Origin of the sequence: Eggerthella sp. BIOML-A4 (assembly GCF_009875575.1) — a bacterium.
Lineage (GTDB): Bacteria > Actinomycetota > Coriobacteriia > Coriobacteriales > Eggerthellaceae > Eggerthella > Eggerthella lenta.
This window is the reverse complement of record NZ_WWRX01000007.1, coordinates 91,738-110,226: the sequence shown is the minus strand read 5'-3', so window position 1 is coordinate 110,226 and position 18,489 is coordinate 91,738. Positions and strand designations below refer to the sequence as shown.

The following is an 18,489-nucleotide window of genomic DNA, read 5'->3' as shown; positions in this document are numbered from 1 at the left end:
GGCAACGCAAAGCGACACCCTGGGACATTAGTCAAAACGAGAAAGAGGGACAGGGTTAACGTCTCTTTAGTCAGAAGCTTGCTTCGCAGCATCTTCGTCGTCGAGTGCGGCGGCGACCGCTTTGCCCGCCAGCATGCCGAACGCGCCGTTCGACGCGAGGCCTCCGATGCTTGACGCAGCTGCCGCACCGCAACAGTAGACGTTGGGAATGACGGCGCCGACGACGCTGAGCACCTGACCGGACTGATTTGTTTTCACGCCGCCGTTGGATCTGTACCGCTGCGGCAGCTGTTTAAGCGCGTAGTAGGGACCTTCCAACTCCTCCAAGAACAACGTGCGCCCGAAATCGCCGTCCTTGCCGTCTTTCACGAAGCCGTTGTAGCGGTCGAACGTGGCGTTCAGCACGTCCGGCGAAACGCCCATGCCCTCGGCAAGCTCGTCCAGGTCGTCGAACGGCCCGATAAGACGCTTTGCGTTCTTGCTGGCCACTTCCGCAACGCTGCGCGATTGGCTGCTCTCGGTCAGCTGCTTTCCGAACACCGTCCACCAGTAGCCGCGCTCCTCCGAGAAGCAGGCGCCCGCCGCAGCGTTCGCGTCGTCCTCGCGCGCGAAACGCTTCCCCAGCGCATCCACGATGACCGTGGGGCCGAACAAGCCCCAGGCGGTCGCCTGCGGCAAGCTGCCGGTAAGCGGCGCAGCCTTGTCCATGTTCACCAGCTGACCGCCCAAAAGCGCGCACAGCTGCTGACCCTCGCCCATGGAGGCGACGGTGTAGCACCCCACGCGCTCATAATCGGGCGTATGCTCATGCACGAGCGGCTGGCTGCTGGCGAACCCGCCTGTCGCGACAACGATGCGCCGAGCCCGCACGTCGAGCACCGATGCGCCCGACCCTGCATAGAAACGCATCCCGCACGCCGCGCCGTCCTCATCCAAAATGAACGCGACCGCCCGATGGCCCGTAGAAAACGTGGCGCCTTTCGCCGTGAGGGCGTCTCGCAGCGGCATCATAATGCTCTGCATGTCACCGAGGCCGTTCTTGGGCAGCATGATAGCCGCATTCACCTTGCCGTCCACGAAGGTTTTCGGATCGGCGAACTGCGCCCCGTAATCGGATGCCAGGCGATTCGCCCATTCGGTGGCCGCGAAGAACAGGGTCTTTGCGAAATCAAGATCATCGTCGCCTGCAGCGCTCAACTCCTTTTTGCGCGCCCCCCATGCCTCGTCAACCGTCGCATTCACGCCCGCATCCTGCTGCGCAGTCGTGCCGGCGATGCGCATAACGCCGTTCGACTCGTAGCTTTCGCCGCCCAACAGATCAAGTTTCTCGACCACCATAACGGAGCGCTTCGCCTCGAGCGGATCCATGGCGGCAGACAACCCCGCTACCCCGCTGCCCACGATCAACACATCCACGTCAGCATCGAAGGCGATGGGCGGCTGCCCCATTACGCTTGATTGACCAGCGGTTTCGTTGGCTTTGTTCGTCGCCGCCAGAGGATTGTCCGGCAGCTTTCCCGCCTCACATGCGCCGAGGGTTCCGCCCACGGCCAATACCGCAGCGGACAAGCCTGCAAGTTTGAAGAACGAACGACGCTCCACGACGGACGACCTCCTTTGCGACGGAAACGGAAACGAACGGCCTCAGAGTATAGTGACGCGAAAACGTTTTGTCGTGAGGCGCCGACATGCCGTCACGCAATCTGCGCAATGGAGACTGCGAAACGAGCCCAGCGTGCCAAGGGAGGTGCCAAGGGGACGCTACTCGTAGAACGTGGCGTCGGGGCACGGGGGCTCCAAAGCTCGCTTGAATGCGGTCGCGCGCACCGTTCGCAGCACGCGCTCGACGTCGGCCGCATCGAACCCTTCGGACACCAACGCTGCGGCATCCAAGCCGCGATCCACATGCGCTTTCAACAATCGATCGAGCGTCGGGTAATCGATGCCCATGCTCTTCTCGTCTTCCTGGTCGGGTGAGAGCTCGGCGCTGGGCGGCTTTACGAACACATGCTCGGGAATAGGCGGAACCTCGCCGGCGATCTCCGCTTGTCGATTACGCCAGCGGGCGACGGCGAACACGTCGGTTTTGTACAGGCCGCCGATAGGAGCGAACGCGCCGGCCGTGTCGCCGTACAGCGTGGAATACCCCATCATGGCCTCGCTCTTGTTGCCCGTGTTCACCAGCATCCAGCCGTATGCGTTCGACAGCGCCATGAGGCACACCATGCGGCAGCGCGCTTGCGTGTTCTCGGCCGCCAGACCCGAGAGCTTGCCGCCGCACGCCTCGGCAAGCGCGGCCTCGAACGCCCGATACGGTTCCGCGATGGAGACGGTGCGCGTCCGGATTCCGAGGTTGCGAGCCAGATCGAGCGCATCGTCCACCGAGTGGTCGGTGGAGTACGGGCCCGGCATGAGCACGCCGTGCACGCGATCCGCGCCCAGCGCGTCCGCACACATCACGGCGACCAAACTCGAGTCCATGCCGCCCGACAACCCGATGACGACGTCGGAGAATCCAGCGTCGTCCATGAAGCCTTTGAGCGCGTTCACGCAGAGACGATACCGTTCGCTATTCTCCACGACTCCCTCTTCCTCCATCATCATCTCGCAGATCCACCAATATCAGCGAGAAGCGCCAAGGTGCCCGAGATCGCCCGTTTCGCCAGCTGCGCCGCGCGAAGCGCAAGTCCCTTTAGGGAAGCGTGCTTTCGCACGTGAGGGAAAGCGGAAAAGGGGCGAGATCGGGCGCATTGGCGCTTCGCAGCGTCGACTTCGTTCCGACGGCTGACAAGCCGTCGGAACTAAACGGCGCGAATGCGGTTCGCCAGCCACTCGGCCCAGGCGTCCACGCCGTCGCCTTTCGTGGCGGCGATGGGGAAGATGGGAGCCTGCGGGTTGAGCTGCGTGACCGCCGCCTCGAAGGCCTCGCGGTCGAAGTTGAACACGGGCATGGTGTCCACCTTATTGAGCACCACGGCCTCGGCGACCTGGAACACGCCGGGGTACTTGAGCGGCTTGTCGTCGCCCTCAGGCACCGACAAGATCATCACCTTGGCGTTCTCGCCCAAATCGAAGTCGGTGGGGCACACGAGGTTGCCCACGTTTTCCACGATGATGAGGTCGAGGCGCTCGAGGTCCAGCACGTCCACCGCGCGCTTGATCATGGCGCTTTCCAGGTGGCACGCTCCACCCGTGTTGATTTGCACGGCGGCGATGCCCTGCGCCTTGATCTTCTCGGCATCCACGCTGCTGGCGATGTCGCCCTCGATAACGGCGATGTTGAACTCGTCGCGCAGCGCGTCGATGGTGGCCAGGATGGTGGACGTCTTGCCCGAACCGGGGCTGGCAAGCAGGTCGAGCACGAACACGTGGTTCTCGGCGAAACGCTCGCGCAGTTCGGAGGCGATCGCATCGTTCTTCTGGAGGATAGGCTGCTTCAGATCGATTTGCATGGTTAGTCCTCGTTCTCCTCGTCATCGTCGGGAATGTCCACTTCGATGCTGTCGATTTGCAGTTCGCGACCGGCGATGAGCTCGGTGGCGAAGCTGCCGCATTCCGGGCACAGCATATGGAAACGATCGTGCTCGTATTCGGCACCGCATTCCAAGCAGCGGCTTTTCGGCTTCACCATGGTGATTTGAAGCTCGGCGTCTTCGCAAAGCGTGCCTTCCGACAGAGCCTCGAACGCGAACATGAGCGCGTCTTCGATGGCCTCGGTCATCTCTCCAACCGACAGGCTCACCTTCAGCACGCGCGTCGCACCGGCCTGTTGCGCCGATGTCGTCACTGCATCCATCACGCCCGTCATGATTCCCAATTCGTGCATGGTGCTCCTTCGTGCCCGTTCCGCCTCTATCGTTCATGCTTATAGTAGCCCAAGAGTTATTCGCGCGAAGGTATCGATGCGTCAACGGCGCGAATGACTCCTAGAAAAAGCAAAAAGGCCCGTCGATCTCGACGGGCCTTCACCATCAGAATAAGGCTACTTCGATTTCTTGGCCTTCTTGATGCCGAGCTCGGCAGCGCGTTCCTCCGCCTCTTCCGCGTCAAGCTCCTCGTTCTGCTTCTTGATGCGGTTTCGCAGGACGACGCGGGCGATGAGCAAGCTGCCTTCGTACAGCACCAGCAACGCCGCGAACATGAGCAGCATGGTGATCGGCGAAGCGTCCGGCGTGGCCATAGCCGAGACGACCATGAGCACGACGTACACCGTGCGCCAGCTGCCGCGCAGCTTCTTGTACGGGACGATGTCGAAGATGACGAGGTAGAACACGATGAGCGGTAGCTCGAACGCAAAGCCGAAGCCCAGCTCGAACTTGATGATCATGTCGATATAGGTCGACGCTCGCGGCACCACTTCACCCAGACCTGCAGCCTGATCCGTCAGCCACTGAAACGCGGGATCGAGAATAATGAGATAGCAGAAGATCGTGCCGAATATAAACAAGCTCACGGCCGCGGCAAACGTGGGAACGAACCACTTGCGCTCGCTCGGCTTGAGCGCCGGCAGAAAGAACGCAAGAATCTGCCATAGGATAACGGGAGAACAAGCAACGACCGAGGTCCAGATCGATATCTTGAAACGAGTCGCAAACGCCTCGAACGGATCGAGCACGATCGTGCCCGCCAACAAACCATCGGTACCCTCCGGCAGATACGGAGAAATCGGCTGAAGCAAGAACTGGCTGATAATAGGCGTTGCCATGTAGAACACGACTACGGCGATGGCAAGGCAAGCGATGATGCGCACCAGGCGCATGCGGAGCTCGCCCAGGTGATCGAATAGGGGCATTCGTGCCGGTCCGACGGGCATGGCTTACTCCCCCTTCTCGTTCTTGTTGGCCTTGGCGGCCGCTTCGGCGGCTGCCTTCCTGTTCGCCGCGCGCGTTGCAGCGGCCTTCTTCGCCGCGGCAGAGCGTGCGGCAGCCTTCTCGGCATCGGTCTTGGCCGTAGGCTTCGCAGCGCTCTTGGAAGCGGCGGCGGCTTTCGCAGCCGTCGGCTTGGTAGCCGGCTTCTTAGCGGCGGGTTTCGTGCCGTACAGCTCGTCGGGCGACGGCTTCGGCTTCGCGGCGGTCGACTCAGGCTTGGCGGCCGGCTTCGCAGTCTCCGCAGCCTTCGGCTCTTCCGGCTTGGCGAACGATCCGTCGGGCTTGGCCACCGGCTTGGCAGCAGCGGCGGTCGCCGTAGCGGCTGCGGCCGTCGTCGCAGTCGTTTCGGCAGCACCGGCCTTCTCGGCTTCGGCGGCCTTCTTGGCTGCGCGCTCCTTGTCGTAGCGAGCCTTGCGCTCGGAGAAGCTCTCGGTCTTCTCCTCCTTGTCGTCTTTGCCGATCTCGCCGACCTTCGACAGCGCCTCCAGCGGGTTCTTGAACGGCTCATCGGACGTAGGGTCGTAGACCTCCGTCTTGAGCACCTTGTTCATTTCTTCCTGTGCGCTTCTGAACTTGTTGATAGCCTTGCCCAGCGTCTTAGCCATAGCAGGCAGCTTGTCGGGTCCGAAGATCAAAAACCCGAACAGCAGAATGAGGAATAGCTCGAATCCACCTATACCAAACAAAGCAAACCCCTTTGTGCGGTTACTCTACTCTCGACTCCGCGCCCCGTGCGCGGCAACGATTCATAGTATCACAAACACTCCCCGTCGACCCGAACGAGATAGCTCTACAGAAAAAGCATGACGGATTCTCACACGGGAAACGCGAAGGGCGTCCGCAAGCGGGAGACGCTGCGAACGCCCTTCGTCATCGGGCGGAAGCTAGGAGCCGTTCCCCAGGAAGGCGAGGGCTACGGTGGGGATGCCCAAAGCCAGCACGAGGATGACGCACACGACGATGGTGAATATCTTCTTCGTGCGCGCGGCCGCCTCGCGACGCTCCTTTTCCTTGCGCTCTCGCTCCTGAGCAGCGCGGATGCGCTCGCTTTTCTGCTGTGCCGTTAACTTCTGGTTCGTTCCCATAGATTACAACCTCAACTTACCGCGGATTTCGATGATGCGGGCGATGTTCCTGGCAACCTCGACGCCCACGTTCCATTTGTTCTTCTCGTACAGCGCGGTGCCGTTCACCATGGTCATGAGGATGTCGGCGCCGCTGCAGGTGTTGACCACGGCCGAAACCGGATCGGTGGTGGGCGTCTGATGCGATCCGGACAGATCGACCGCGATGATGTCGGCCAGCTTGCCTATTTCCAGGGAGCCGATCTTGTCGTCCAGCTTGAGCGCGCGAGCGCCGCCGATGGTGGCCATCTCCAGCATGGTGGCCGAATCCAGGAACTCGCCCACGTTCACCGCGCGCTGCACCAGCATACCGATGCGCATCTCGGTGAGCATGTCGGTGGAGTCGGTTGCGGCCGGCGAGTCGGTTCCCATGCCCAAGCGCAGGCCGGCGCGCATGAACTCGTTGATGGGAGCCACGCCCATGCCCAGCTGCGCGTTGCAGCGCGGGCACACGGCCACGGCTACATCGTACTCTTTCAGCTTCTGCACGTCTTTGTCATCCACGTGCACGCAGTGGATGGCCAGCACGTTGTCGGACTCGAACGCGCCCCAGTTCAAAGCGTAGCGCACGGGCGTCGTGCCGGTGGGCAGCCACGGCGGGATCTCCACGAAGCCGCGCTTCTGGTCCATCGTGTGCACCGAGAACGGCGACGAGCCGTACTTGATGAAGTTGTACTCTTCGCGGTTGCCGGCCACGTGCATGGCGACAGGCACGTTCTCGCGCCGAGCGAATTCGGACACCTTCGAGAACATGGACGGATGGCAGGCATACATAGCCGCGGGAGCCACGCCGATGGTGATGCGGTCGCCGTCAACCTCTTCGCGCCAATGCATGATGTCGTTCTCGGCGATGCGCATGGCGTAGTCGACGCGGCGCTTGTCCATGGCACCCACCTCGCGGTAGATGACGCTGCGCATGCCCAGCTTCTGCGTGGCGGTGCATGCAGCGCCGGTGGCAGTGATATCGGCGACGCAGGTAATGCCGCTGGACAGCGCTTCAAGACCCCCGAGGATAGCGGAGTCGTACCAGTCGCTCACGTCCATCTTTGCGCTTTTCTCCAACATGGACGTGACCCACGTGGTATAGGGCACATCGTGCACGATGCCGCGCATCACGGAGTTCTCGAGGTGCGTGTGCAGGTCGACGAGGCCCGGCATGATAGCCGCCTGGCCGAAATCGACCACTTCTTCGTCGGGATAGCGCAGCTTGAGCATCTCGGCCGTGCCGATGTCGCGGATGACGTTGTCGCGGACAAGCACCGCGCCCTTCTGAAACGGCTCGGACGTGATGGGAAGAATGTATTGTGCGCACAAAAGCATGTCTGTCCCGCCAATCTCTTAGAATAATCGCATGATGAGTATGATAGCATTCCCGACCCGCTCTTCGGGGAAAGCACACAGGGGAATCGGCAGGCGCATGGGCGGAGTCGCTTGCTCGCGCATTGCCGCCGCCCCCGCTACGCCCGCGCGGCCAGCAGCGGGGTAATCTCGCCTTGCGCGAGCAACGTGATGCCGCGGGTGGCACGGGAAACGGTGGTGTACAGGCGACGGCGCGACAGCGGGTCGTCGGGAAACGCGCGCTCGCTGGCGTCGGGGACGATGACGTGGTCGAACTCCAGTCCCTTCGCCAGCTTGAGTGGCACCAGCACTACGCCGCTGGCGGGCAGCGTGGCGGCCGCGTCGATGAGCGCGGGAGCCGCGTCCCCCAGCTTCTTCCGCAGCAGCTTGGCCTGATGCTTCTGCGGCACCACCACGGCAGTGAGGCCGTCGTCGCCGACCGCTTGAGCAAGAACGCGCCGCAACTCACGGTCGTAATCCTGCTCGCTTGCGCACGCGATGATCTCCGGCGCGGTGTCGGCGCGCTGGATGGACGAGATGCTCAGGCGCTCGTCATCGTCCAGCAGGCTGGCGAACAGCTGCGTGATCTCGGGGGTGGAGCGGTAGCTGGTCATGAGGCGGCACTCCTCCAGCGGGCCGCGCACCTCCCGGAACAGCGCGCGCACCTGGTCGAACGTGGCGGTGCCCGGAGCGATGGCCTGGTTCTGATCGCCCAGCAACAGGAAGTGCGCGCGCTTGAAGTAGCGCGCCAGCACGGCCAGCTGGGCCACCGTGTAGTCCTGCACCTCGTCGATCATCACGTACTTCGCATCTGCGTTGCCGAGGCCCGTCAGCGCCATCTTGAGGTACAGCCACTCGACCGGAACGAGGTTCTCCACGCCCAGAAGGCGCATGCCGATGCGGTCGATGCGCAGCCAGTCGTCGTTCTCGACGGCTCGGCGCGCGTCGGCGAACCGCAAATCGACGTACTGCTGCGCCACTTCGCGCACCTGGCTCTCGTCGTGCGGGTCGAACGTTTCGCGGAACAGCTCCACCTGCTGGTCGAGGGTAAGCATCGAGATCTCGTCGAGCACTTTGTCCGAGGCCGCCAGCTGCTTCAAGCGGCTGTCCAGACGCCGCAGCAGCTCCTCGCGCATGAGCGTGACCAGGTGGGGGCCAGCAGGGATGTTTCTGAACTTGGCCGCTACTTGGAGGATTTGTCCAACCGTGACCAGGCGCTCGCCGTTGCAGTGGATCTCCTTGAAATCATGCTGGTCGAACGAGAACGTCGCGCACGCTTCGTCGATGCGCTCGAACGCGTCCAGCGACGCAGGCGCCTGTCCGCCGGACCGTTCGGGCGGCATGAGGCCTCGCAGGAACTCATCCCACGTGAGGCATTCGGGATTGCGCTCCCCCAGGTCGGGAAGCACGCCTTCAATGTAGCGCTCGAACACCGGGTTCGGCGTGATGAGGAACACCTCGCTGGGATCGAGGCTCTCGCGCTGCTGGTAGAACAGATACGCGATGCGCTGCATGAGCACCGACGTCTTCCCGCTGCCGGCGATGCCGTTCACCAGCAAGGTGGGCGCGTCCGCGTGGCGGATGACCTGGTTCTGCTCTTTCTGGATGGTGGCGGTGATGGCCTGCATCTGCGCCGTGCGGCGCTTCGACAGCGACGCCAGCAGCATGGCGTCTTGGATGGCGACGGTCGTGTCGAAGTAGGCGTTCAGCCGATCGGCTTCGATGTCGAACTGGCGGCGCAGCTTGAGATCGACGCGGATGGTGCGGCCGTTGGCCTCGTAGGACGTGGGGCCGTTCTCCTGGTTGTAGTACACCTCGGCCACCGGCGAGCGCCAGTCCACCACAAGGCGGCGGTAGTTCTCGTCGGCGATGCCGGCGGTGCCGATGTAGAGCTCCTTCGGCTCCTGCCCAGGCTTCATCTGCAGAACCACCTTGGCGAAATAAGGTTGCTTGAGCAGCACCTGGATGCTGGTCAGCTTTTCCGCATCGACGGTTTGCGCCAGGTTGTACGCGTCGATGACGCGGTTCACCGTGGCGAAGTCGGCATAGGTTTCCATGGCGTCGGCGTAGCTGGCCAGGTTCACCGACAGCTCGTCGACCATGGCCAGCTTGTCGGCGGCCGCGTCTTTGCTGTTAGCCTCCATCTTCGCCAGCAGATCGCGACCCATGGTCTGCAGCTTGGCATAGGTTTCGGTCAGATGCTGCTGCTCTTCTTCGAATACGGGGTCGAATTCCTGATCGAGTTCGGGAGTTTCATGCTCGTGTTCCAAAGGTGCTCCTCAATCTCCTTCGTGGGCTCGGGAGATTATACGCTCGCCCTGCGGAAAAAAGGAGCCTGTTCTCGCCAGGTTCCTTTCCTGTATAATAAAGACGCGCCCGAGAGGCGCACCCTTCCAATCTTTCCTGATCAACGGAGCATCACCTGTGAGCATCGATACCGCTACCGGCAAGGAAGCGCCCGCGGACATCTCGTCCGAACGCGTGAAAGACATCTTCTCCACCATCGCGAAAAAATACGAGCGGTTCAACGCCGTCTCCAGCTTCGGCGCGTACAAGACATGGCTGGCGGGCATGATGCGCCAGGCGCCCATCGACGAGAACGCCGACGTGCTGGACATCGCAGGCGGCACCGGCGATGTGACGTTCACCGTGGCGCGCGCGAAGCATCCGCGCCATATCCAGTGCACCGATCTCGTGGACGAGATGCTGGACGTGGCCCGCATGCACTATGCGGACGGCAAGGCCGAGGGCGTACCGGTTGACTTCGAGGTGGTGGATGCACAGCATATCCCCTATGCCGACGAGTCGTACGACGCCATCACCATGGCGTACGGCATCCGCAACATGCCCGAGCGCGACCAGGCGCTTTCCGAAATGTTCCGCGTGCTCAAGCCCGGCGGAGCGCTGGTGTGCCTGGAGTTCTCAACGCCGCCGAACGCCGTATGGCGCGCGCTGTACGGCTTCTACCTCAAGCACCTCATCCCCTTCTGGGGCGGCCTGATCACGGGCGACCGCGAGGGCTTCGTGTACCTGTCGCGCTCCATCAAGGCCTTCCCTAACCAGCAAGGCCTGGCAGCCATGATGGAGAAAGCCGGGTTCGAGGATGTGACCTGGAAAAACTATACCGGCGGCATCGCCGCCGTCCACGTGGCGAAAAAGCCGAAGGCGTAGACGCGGAATCGCCGCAGGCTCCCCTATCAGGATTCCACCTCGGAAACAAGACTTACAAACAAATGTTCTGCTTGATAAAATGAACTCGTACACGAGCCAGTGCAAGCGCTGCGCATAAGCACAGTCCGAAGAGGCGAAGGTGTTTCCCTTCCGCCTGACGCAACGCTTGCAAGATCCTCGCAGCCAGGGAACGAGGGGGCCGACTTAGGAACTCGCGCCCGCAAGGTAGGAAGATATATGGCACGTATCATGCATGAACGCGTACCGCTTGCCGTAATCGAAGGAGGTGAGAACATGGCAGAATTTCAACCTGATCCGTTTTTAACGTCCCTTGGGATGTCGGTCGACCAGCAACGTGCATATGATGCGTACTGCGATGCGATTGTAGACGCCTCGGAAGCCGAGATGAAGCGCACGGGGGTTACGTACACCCTCGACGAGGTCTTCGAACATGCACACGAGGAAGTCGAGCGCCTTAAGCGTGAATATCCCCGAGAAGATTGGGGGCGGCCATGTTCCCAGTAAGAACCACCGCTCGCTTCGATGTGAACATTCGGCGGATAACGCAGAACTTGTACTTTTCAGGGATCGAAGATCCCGACCAAGGCTTGAAAACAAGTCTTGTCGCCGCGCTCGTCAATGTGCGCACGTTCCCGGAAGCCTATCCTCGCACGGGCAAGGCAAGGCGACGCTTCGTCTTCGAATTCCGTTCGATTCCCCACGTGGTATTGTACGCATTCGACGGCGAGCTGGTCGTGCTGCACGATATCCACTTCGCCCGTTCGGCGCAAACGGCACACTGGCTGAGCGAGTGATCGGACGCAGTGTTCCTTCACGGCTCTGCTCGCGGAGGAACACTGCGTGACTTTAACCGACGATCTCTGCGACGGACTTGATGTCGGCTATGCGGAACAGGCGCTGCGTGGCGCCCTTCGCGCCGAACGGGGCGGGACACTCGATGAGCACCCATTCGTCGTCGGAGTCGAGGATGATACCGCGTCCTTGCGTTGACGGAGACTCGTCAGCAAAAATGCGCCCTGGCGCCCAGAGAGTGAACGCACACGCGCAACCGTGCAACTTGCGAAGCTGGGAGGCGACGAACACGGCGTTCCCCTTCTGCTCGCGCTCGAAGCGATCGGATACGCTCTCTTTCGAGGAATCGTTTTTCTTGGGCAGCCTGCTCAAAACGAAGCCGAGCTGCACGATGACGATAACCAGCAAAAGCTCCGTCACGAGATCGCCTCCTCGCACGTTGCCGCATGCGGACTATCATCCTCGTTCGGCCAAGCCAGTACGCTGTCGATGATATCGATGTCGATAAGGCGCACTGCGGTTTCCTTCTTCGACCAGGGCGCACCGCCGCCCAGCTCGTGTTCGACGCGCAGCCAACCATCGCTGACATCGAGCACGCGCGCTTTCTCGGGCATCGAAACCGCTTTGAAGATGTCGATTTCATCATGCGTATACCGATAGCAGATGCGGCATTGCTTGCCTTCCAGATGGCGGAGCACATGCAGGTCACGCGGCTTTCCAGCGGCCTGATCGGGATCGGCCACTACCACTTCCACCTCGTCGGCCACCAGATCGTCCAGGCTCACGCCGCACAGACGGGCGAGATCGGCCGCCTTGTCGAGCGACGGAGCACCCTGATCGCATTCCCAATTGGAAACGGTCTGCCGCGTCACGCCCAGCGCGGACGCCACCTCCTGCTGGCTCATCCCCCGCTTCTTCCGCAGCTTCATAAGCTTCTCGCCCACCATGCGCTGTCCCTTTCCCAACGATTCCATCGTGCACTATTCTCGCTGATCAGGGACTTGCATTGAAGCAAATATTCCCGACATTTCGTCAAATTCGCTTGGCGGGACAAGCTCCTCGTCCCGTTTAATGGGCGGCATCACCATGCACATGACGAAAACCCGAGAATCCGACTCCCCGTTTAACGCATAATGCCGGATCGCGTTCTACGACCTCGCCTCCGGTGAAGGCATCGGCTGGAAAGATCCGCGCCGTCGCGTTCCCGACGCAGACGGGGGGGGCGTTCCCGCACGCCGACCCTTCCCTTGGCGAAAACACGTTCTGATGACGGTTTTGGTAGGGAAACCACCGGATCGGGTTCCCTTTCACCCGATCCGCGGAACGTTTTCCCAGTTCGAGAAACCTAAGCGGATGTCCGCAGGGGATTTTCTCTACCAAAACCGTCATCAGAACGTGTTTTGGTAGGAAGCTGGCGCGGCTCCGGGGGCGAGGAGCCTCTTCCGAGGATTATGCGCCAACCGGGGAGTCGGAATCGAGAAATCGAAAAGCGCCAAATCGCGCCAAATCGCGCCAAATCGCGCCAAATCGCGCCAAATGTTGTTATACTGAGTTTCCTCTGAATCACTCGGAAAGGGCGCCCATGGACGAAGCAGAATTGCGCAGCGACCTCGCAACCGGAGAGACCCCCTCCATCGAGTTCAAACGCTGCGGAAACTCGGTTGGAAGAGACACGTTCGAGACCATCTGCTCTTTCGCGAACAGCTTCGGGGGCAGCATCTACCTGGGAGTAGAAGACGATGGAAACGCAATCGGAATCCCCGAAGAGAATATCGTGCCCGTGAAAAGGAACGTGACCAACGTGGTTCACAATCCGAACGTTTTCGACCCGCCGGCCACCCTTGAGTTCGAAGACATCGTTTTCGAGGGCTCGTCGCTTGTTCGGATATGGATTCCTCCCAGTCCGTCGATCCACCGATACAAAGGGAGGATATTCGAGCGCATCGAGGACGCCGACGTTGTCGTGAGCACCGAAAGCCAGCTTACGGCTTTGTGCGTACGCAAGCAGAACATCTACACCGAGCAGCGGGTGTTCCCGTATGTGGAAGCAAGTGATTTGCGCATGGATTTGCTTCCCGCCATCCGAACGATGGCCACGGGAAAACGAACCCGACACCCTTGGAACGGCATGACCGACGAAGACCTCTTGCATTCGGCAGGGCTTTTCGGCAAGAACTTCGTCACGGGCGAAAAAGGATTCAACCTTGCAGCCGTCTTGTTGTTGGGCGATGCCGACGTCATTCGGTCGCTGTGCCCTTCCTATAAAACGGATGCCGTTGTCAGGATAAGCGACCAGGATCGATACGACGATCGCGTCATCGTCACAAGCAATCTGATAGAAGCCTTCGACCAACTCACCGGCTTTTGCACGAAGCATCTGCCGGATCGGTTCCACCTTGAAGGCTCCGTTCGCGTGAGCCCTCGCGACATCATCGTTCGCGAGGTAATCTCGAACATGCTCGTGCATCGCGAATACACGAGCCCGTTTCCTGCAAAACTCATCATCGACAATGAAAGGTTGCGCACGGAAAATGCAAGTCGCGCCCCTTTCATGGGTCGAATCACGCTGAGCGATTTCAATCCTATCCCAAAGAACCCCCTGATAGGCGCATTCTTCAACAACATCGGGCTGGCGGAAGAGCTGGGTTCCGGCACACGGAACCTGTACAAATACACCAAAGTCTACTCTGGGGCGGAACCGGTTCTCAACGAGGGAGCGATTTTCACAACGACGGTCCCCCTGCACGTCGAGAACGTCGAACCCGTCGCGGAGCGTCCTCACGATATGCTTTCTCTTGCAAGACAAATCGCCTTGGATCGTGGATATGCAACGGTTTCCGATCTCGAGCGCAAGGGAGTCGCCCGCAGAACCGCTCAGCGCGAACTGGCAGCACTCGCCCAACAGGGGACGCTGCAAGCGAAAGGAAACGGTCGGGCCCGAAAATATTTCCTGCCTTAAAACCCTATTCGACGATCGACCGAAAGAAGAAGAAGAAGAAGAAGGAGAGAGAGGGGGGGGGTCGTAAGCTCGAAGCGCTCCTATTCCACGCGCATCATGCGATACCCTACCCCTACGTGGGTTTGGATGTAGCGAGGGTTCGCAGGATCAGGCTCGATCTTCTTGCGAAGCGTGGCCATGAACACGCGAAGCGACGAGCGATCGGACGCGAGCATGGTGCCCCACACCTCTTTGAGCAGGTAGTTGTGCGTGAGCACCTTGCCGGTATTGCGCGCCAGCAGACAGAGGAGCTTGTATTCGAACGGCGTGAGGTGAATCTCCTCGTCGTCGCGCCACACGCTGCCTGCCGCATAATCGATGCGGAGGCTCCCGTTGCGGTAGACGGCTTCGTCCGCATCCCCCTGCATCGCTCGCTCCCGATCCAATCGGCGCAGCGCCACGCGCACGCGAGCCAGCAGCTCCTCGACCGAGAACGGTTTCACCAGGTAATCGTCCGCTCCGGCATCGAGCGCTTCCACTTTGTCGGCATCCTCCAAACGCGCCGATAGCACGATGACCGGCAGCGACGACCACCCGCGCAGCGTGCGAATGACCTCCACCCCGTCTCCGTCGGGCAAACCGAGATCGAGGATAGCCAGATCGGGCGGCTGCGACGACAGTTCGAGCAGCGCCTGCGACGCCGTACGGGCTTCCCGGTACGCATATCCGTGCAAATCGAGCGTGGTCGTCACAAGGCGCCGCACCGCCGCGTCGTCCTCTACCACCAGTATCCGGTACCCATCAGCCACGCGCTTCCTCCGTCGATCGCGCCACCACGTCCCCGGCCTCCACCGCTGCCAGCGTGAACGAGAACTCGCTACCGTGCGGGTTCACATTGCGCACGTCTAAAGTGCCGCCGTGCACTTCGACGATGGAACGGCATAGCGACAAGCCCAAGCCCATGCCGCGCTTGAAATCGCCGCTCTTTCCGCCCCGCCGGCCGGTGGAGCCATTGTAGAACATGTCGAAGATATGCTTGCGATCTTCCTCGGAAATGCCCGGGCCTTCGTCGGCAACCGCGATGCGCACCCGCGGACGATCGTGCTCCACGACCCGCCGCGCGCTCACGACTATGCGCCCGTCGGCCGGCGTGTACGATACCGCGTTGTTCACCAGGTTGATGATCACCTGCACGATCAAACGCGCATCCATGTCGGCCATAAGCAGCTCGTCTTCCAACTCCACGTCGACGCGGCGTCTCCCAGCGCGGCGATCGACGTGCTGGAGAGCCTCCCTCACGACATCCGCCACCAGCTCGGGCTGTTCGGCCAGCTGCAGCGTGCCGTTGTCGATACGCGTGATGGACAGCAGGTTCTCCACGAGCGTGACCAGCCAGCACGCGTCGTCGTGAATGTCGCGGTACAAGTGCTCCTTCTGCTGCGCCGACAGCGCGCCGCGATCGTGCAAAAGCATGTCCGCGTCGCCCGAAATGCTGGTCAACGGTGTACGCAGGTCGTGCGAGATGGTGCGCAGCAGATTCGCCCGCAGCGTTTCCTTCTCCATGCGCATCTCCATGCGCCGCCTATCCTCGGCGAAGACGATCTGCTCGGTAGTCTGACCGCATTCGTCCAGGATGGCCAGCAAAAGGTTCTTCTCGAAAGCCCCGAAGTCCTCCTCCCCGTCGATGTCGTCCATCGCGATGCCGGCTACTCCGAACACAGCGTCCTTCGAATGGATGGGCAGGTACAGGCATTGCGAATCGGCGAGCGTGTCGGTAGTGGCTCCGGCACGCTCGTTGTTCGCCGCAGACCATGCGGCGACCGCGGACTCTTCGGGCGATGCGAGCGCGCAGGCGCCGGCATCGCCGCCCAGCGTCCCAGGGACGTCGTGCACCACGGGCTTCGCAAGACGACCGTCGATGCCCAAGCGGTACATGACCACCGGGCGGTTCAGCAGCTTGATGACCTGCTCGGCCGCAAGCCGGAAGCACTCGTCCGCATTGCGGGCACCCTGCAGCTTTCGGCTGGATTCCAACAGCACTTCCATGCGATACGCACGGCGCGCGGTGCTCTCGGCCTGACGCTTCATGCGGATGGCCAGCGATGATGCAGCGAATGTGCCCACGAGCAGAAACGCGAAGATGATGGGATAGTTCAGCCCTACCGCATGAAGCGTGAACCGCGGGATGGTGAAAAAGAAGTTGTATGCAAACACGCTGCCCATCGACACGAACAGCGCATAGAAGAAGCCGTCGGCGCGCGTAGCGATGAGCAGGGCCACGATGAGGTAGAGCATGAGCACGACGGAACCGGCCAACCCAAGGGAATAGATGGCCAGTCCGATAGCCGTGGCGATGGCGACCGACGCGAGCGCACGCCAAACGTCAGCGCCTGTCAGGCGAAACCCTGTGGCTTCGGACAGCCGGCCATATTGCGCAGGCAAGTCCTTCGTCGGCACGACGTCGACCACGGCCCCATGCGCGAGCTTCATCAGCCGGCTCACCAGGCTCTCGCGCAGCAGGGAACGCACCGACAGGCCACCCGTGGCGTTGCCCACCACGATATGAGTCGCGCCGGCCGTCACCGCGTACTGCGCCAGCTGCTGGGCTATATCGTCACCGAACAGCGTGACTACGTGCGCACCCAGCTCTTCGGCCAGATCGATGTTGGCGCGCAGTCGTCCGCGCTGGTCGGAATCGAACTTCTTGCTCTGCGACGACTCGACCACCACCGCAGTGAGCGCCCCATGGTAGGACTCCGCCATATTCGCAGCGGCCCGGATGGCTTTCACGTTGCCCGTATTGTGCGTTACGTACACCAGCACGTCCTCGCCGGCCTCCACACGCGCGCCCGCCTCGGTGCATTCGGCCTTGCGCGTCAGCCGATCGGCCATGCGGCGCAGCGCGATCTCGCGCAACGCCGCCAGGTTCTTCCGGGAGAAGAAGTTGCCGAGCGCCGTGCGGGCGCGATCGGGAAGGTATATCTTTCCCGCCTCCAAGCGCTCGATCAGATCGTCTGGCTCGATATCGACGAGCTCGACCGATGCAGCCTGGTCGAAGATACGGTCGGGAATGCGCTCGGCTACGCTCACGTGCGTGATGGCGGCGATCTTGTCATTGAGCCCTTCGAGGTGCTGGACGTTCACGGTGGTGAACACGTTGATACCTGCGCGCAGCAGCTCCTCGACGTCCTGGTAGCGCTTCCGATGCCGGCAACCCGGGGCGTTCGTGTGGGCCAATTCGTCCACCAGCACGATCTGGGGATGGCGCGCCAGCACGGCGTCCAGGTCGAACTCGCGCAGAGAGATGCCTCTATGCTGAACCGTCGATGGGGAGATCTGCTCCAGTCCGTCGACAAGCGCCATCGTATCGGCCCGCGTGTGGGGTTCGACGTAACCGACGACCACGTCGAACCCCTTTTCCAGCACGGCGTGGGCCTCCTCGAGCATGGCGTAGGTCTTACCCACGCCCGCCGCATAGCCGAAGAATATCTTGAGCTTGCCGCGCGTATCGCCCTCGGCAGCCTCCTCCTCGACGATTTGCCGCAGGATCGCATCGGGGTCGCGCCTTGCTTCGTAGTCCATAATCACACTCGCAGTCGTATCGGTGCCGCCATCATAGCACGCCGTCGAGCATCAGGTTCACTTTCAGCACGTTCACGCGCGCATCCCCCAGAAAACCGAACTGGGGCTGCTCGGTGCATTGCTTGATGATGTCGCGGATCTCGGACGCGCTCTTGCCGGTTGTCCTCGCCAAACGGTCCACCTGGTATTCGGCGGCAGCCGGCGAGATGTGCGGATCGAACCCGCTGCCGGAGTTCGTCACGAGGTCGCTGGGGATGGGCTTGTTCCCCATCTCGGGATGAGCCGCGCGGATCTGCTCGACGCGATCCTGCACCGCCGTCGCGAACTCGTCGCCCGCAGGGCTGAGATTGGACGGGGCGTACCACAGCACGTCGTTTCCCTCGGCATCGGTGAACGTGCCCGTGCTGGGGTTCATGGCGCGGCCCCACAGGTGCTTCTCGTCGGTGAACCGCTGGCCCACCAGCTCGCTTCCGTACTTCGTTCCGTCGACTTCGATGATGGAGCCGTTCGCCTGGTGCGGAAAGAAAAGCTGCGCCAAACCCGTGCACGCCGCCGTGTAGATCACGCCGCACAGCACCGTGGTGACGAGGAAGAACAACGCCGCACTTCCCCAGGTCTTCGCTTGGTTTCCCAATTTGAACGTCATGATGGATCC

18 protein-coding genes are annotated in these 18,489 nt (G+C 61.6%); 4 read left to right on the top strand and 14 right to left on the bottom strand.

The features are described 5' to 3' along the window. Positions 1-66 precede the first annotated feature (66 nt). The 9 genes from GT613_RS08640 to GT613_RS08600 form a co-directional block, all read right to left on the bottom strand. Entirely contained in the window at positions 67-1,602 is a 1,536-nt protein-coding gene (locus GT613_RS08640; protein WP_009305190.1) for an FAD-dependent oxidoreductase, read from the bottom strand. A 159-nt stretch (positions 1,603-1,761) separates the two neighbouring features. Then, positions 1,762-2,604: an NAD(+) synthase gene (gene nadE, locus GT613_RS08635; protein WP_009305191.1), complete on the bottom strand. Its 843-nt coding sequence runs from the start codon at positions 2,602-2,604 to the stop codon at positions 1,762-1,764. 197 nt (positions 2,605-2,801) lie between these two features. Next, positions 2,802-3,452, bottom strand: a complete 651-nt coding sequence (hypB, locus tag GT613_RS08630; protein ID WP_009305192.1) for a hydrogenase nickel incorporation protein HypB — start codon at positions 3,450-3,452, stop codon at positions 2,802-2,804. Positions 3,453-3,454: 2 nt separating this feature from the next. Beyond that, positions 3,455-3,826, bottom strand: coding sequence for a hydrogenase maturation nickel metallochaperone HypA (gene hypA, locus GT613_RS08625; RefSeq protein ID WP_009305193.1), 372 nt, complete (start codon positions 3,824-3,826; stop codon positions 3,455-3,457). Between the two features lie 156 nt (positions 3,827-3,982). After that, positions 3,983-4,813, bottom strand: a complete 831-nt coding sequence (tatC, locus tag GT613_RS08620; RefSeq protein WP_009305194.1) for a twin-arginine translocase subunit TatC — start codon at positions 4,811-4,813, stop codon at positions 3,983-3,985. A gap of 3 nt (positions 4,814-4,816) precedes the next feature. Beyond that, positions 4,817-5,554, bottom strand: a complete 738-nt coding sequence (locus GT613_RS08615; RefSeq protein WP_009609086.1) for a twin-arginine translocase TatA/TatE family subunit — start codon at positions 5,552-5,554, stop codon at positions 4,817-4,819. A 198-nt stretch (positions 5,555-5,752) separates the two neighbouring features. Then, positions 5,753-5,953 carry a hypothetical protein gene (locus GT613_RS08610; protein WP_009305196.1) on the bottom strand — a complete coding sequence of 67 codons (201 nt, stop codon included), beginning with the start codon at positions 5,951-5,953 and terminating at the stop codon, positions 5,753-5,755. A gap of 3 nt (positions 5,954-5,956) precedes the next feature. Next, positions 5,957-7,312 carry an amidohydrolase family protein gene (locus GT613_RS08605; RefSeq protein ID WP_009305197.1) on the bottom strand — a complete coding sequence of 452 codons (1,356 nt, stop codon included), beginning with the start codon at positions 7,310-7,312 and terminating at the stop codon, positions 5,957-5,959. Between the two features lie 137 nt (positions 7,313-7,449). Next, a complete protein-coding gene (locus tag GT613_RS08600; RefSeq protein WP_009305198.1) occupies positions 7,450-9,600 on the bottom strand; it encodes a UvrD-helicase domain-containing protein in 2,151 nt (716 codons plus the stop codon). A gap of 154 nt (positions 9,601-9,754) precedes the next feature. Between GT613_RS08600 and GT613_RS08595 the strand changes: the two genes are divergently transcribed. From GT613_RS08595 to GT613_RS08585, 3 genes are all read left to right on the top strand, one after another. Further along, positions 9,755-10,501, top strand: coding sequence for a class I SAM-dependent methyltransferase (locus GT613_RS08595; RefSeq protein ID WP_009305199.1), 747 nt, complete (start codon positions 9,755-9,757; stop codon positions 10,499-10,501). 237 nt (positions 10,502-10,738) lie between these two features. Next, positions 10,739-11,026 carry a GMP synthase gene (locus GT613_RS08590; RefSeq protein WP_226844386.1) on the top strand — a complete coding sequence of 96 codons (288 nt, stop codon included), beginning with the start codon at positions 10,739-10,741 and terminating at the stop codon, positions 11,024-11,026. Next, positions 11,014-11,316, top strand: coding sequence for a hypothetical protein (locus GT613_RS08585; protein WP_009305201.1), 303 nt, complete (start codon positions 11,014-11,016; stop codon positions 11,314-11,316). Before GT613_RS08590 ends, GT613_RS08585 begins: the two co-directional genes overlap by 13 nt. A 52-nt stretch (positions 11,317-11,368) precedes the next feature. On the opposite strand, the gene GT613_RS08580 is transcribed toward GT613_RS08585, so the two are convergent. Both GT613_RS08580 and GT613_RS08575 read right to left on the bottom strand, forming a co-directional pair. Next, positions 11,369-11,734: a hypothetical protein gene (locus tag GT613_RS08580; protein WP_009305202.1), complete on the bottom strand. Its 366-nt coding sequence runs from the start codon at positions 11,732-11,734 to the stop codon at positions 11,369-11,371. Next, on the bottom strand, positions 11,731-12,288 hold the full coding sequence (locus GT613_RS08575; RefSeq protein WP_226844389.1) for a helix-turn-helix transcriptional regulator: 558 nt from the start codon (positions 12,286-12,288) through the stop codon (positions 11,731-11,733). Before GT613_RS08575 ends, GT613_RS08580 begins: the two co-directional genes overlap by 4 nt. Before the next feature lie 608 nt (positions 12,289-12,896). Between GT613_RS08575 and GT613_RS08570 the strand changes: the two genes are divergently transcribed. Next, positions 12,897-14,273, top strand: a complete 1,377-nt coding sequence (locus tag GT613_RS08570) for a helix-turn-helix domain-containing protein (RefSeq protein ID WP_009305204.1) — start codon at positions 12,897-12,899, stop codon at positions 14,271-14,273. 80 nt (positions 14,274-14,353) lie between these two features. On the opposite strand, the gene GT613_RS08565 is transcribed toward GT613_RS08570, so the two are convergent. Genes GT613_RS08565 through kdpC form a run of 3 tightly spaced genes read right to left on the bottom strand, consistent with a single transcriptional unit; the run spans position 14,354 to position 18,480 of the window. Then, the gene (locus GT613_RS08565; RefSeq protein WP_035584758.1) at positions 14,354-15,061 is read right to left on the bottom strand and encodes a response regulator; all 708 of its coding nucleotides are present in this window, start codon (positions 15,059-15,061) and stop codon (positions 14,354-14,356) included. Further along, complete coding sequence (locus GT613_RS08560; protein ID WP_009305206.1) at positions 15,054-17,834, bottom strand: sensor histidine kinase KdpD; 2,781 nt, start codon at positions 17,832-17,834, stop codon at positions 15,054-15,056. The genes GT613_RS08565 and GT613_RS08560 overlap by 8 nt, the downstream gene beginning before the upstream one ends. Positions 17,835-17,865: 31 nt before the next feature. After that, on the bottom strand, positions 17,866-18,480 hold the full coding sequence (kdpC, locus tag GT613_RS08555; RefSeq protein ID WP_009305207.1) for a K(+)-transporting ATPase subunit C: 615 nt from the start codon (positions 18,478-18,480) through the stop codon (positions 17,866-17,868). Positions 18,481-18,489 lie beyond the last annotated feature (9 nt).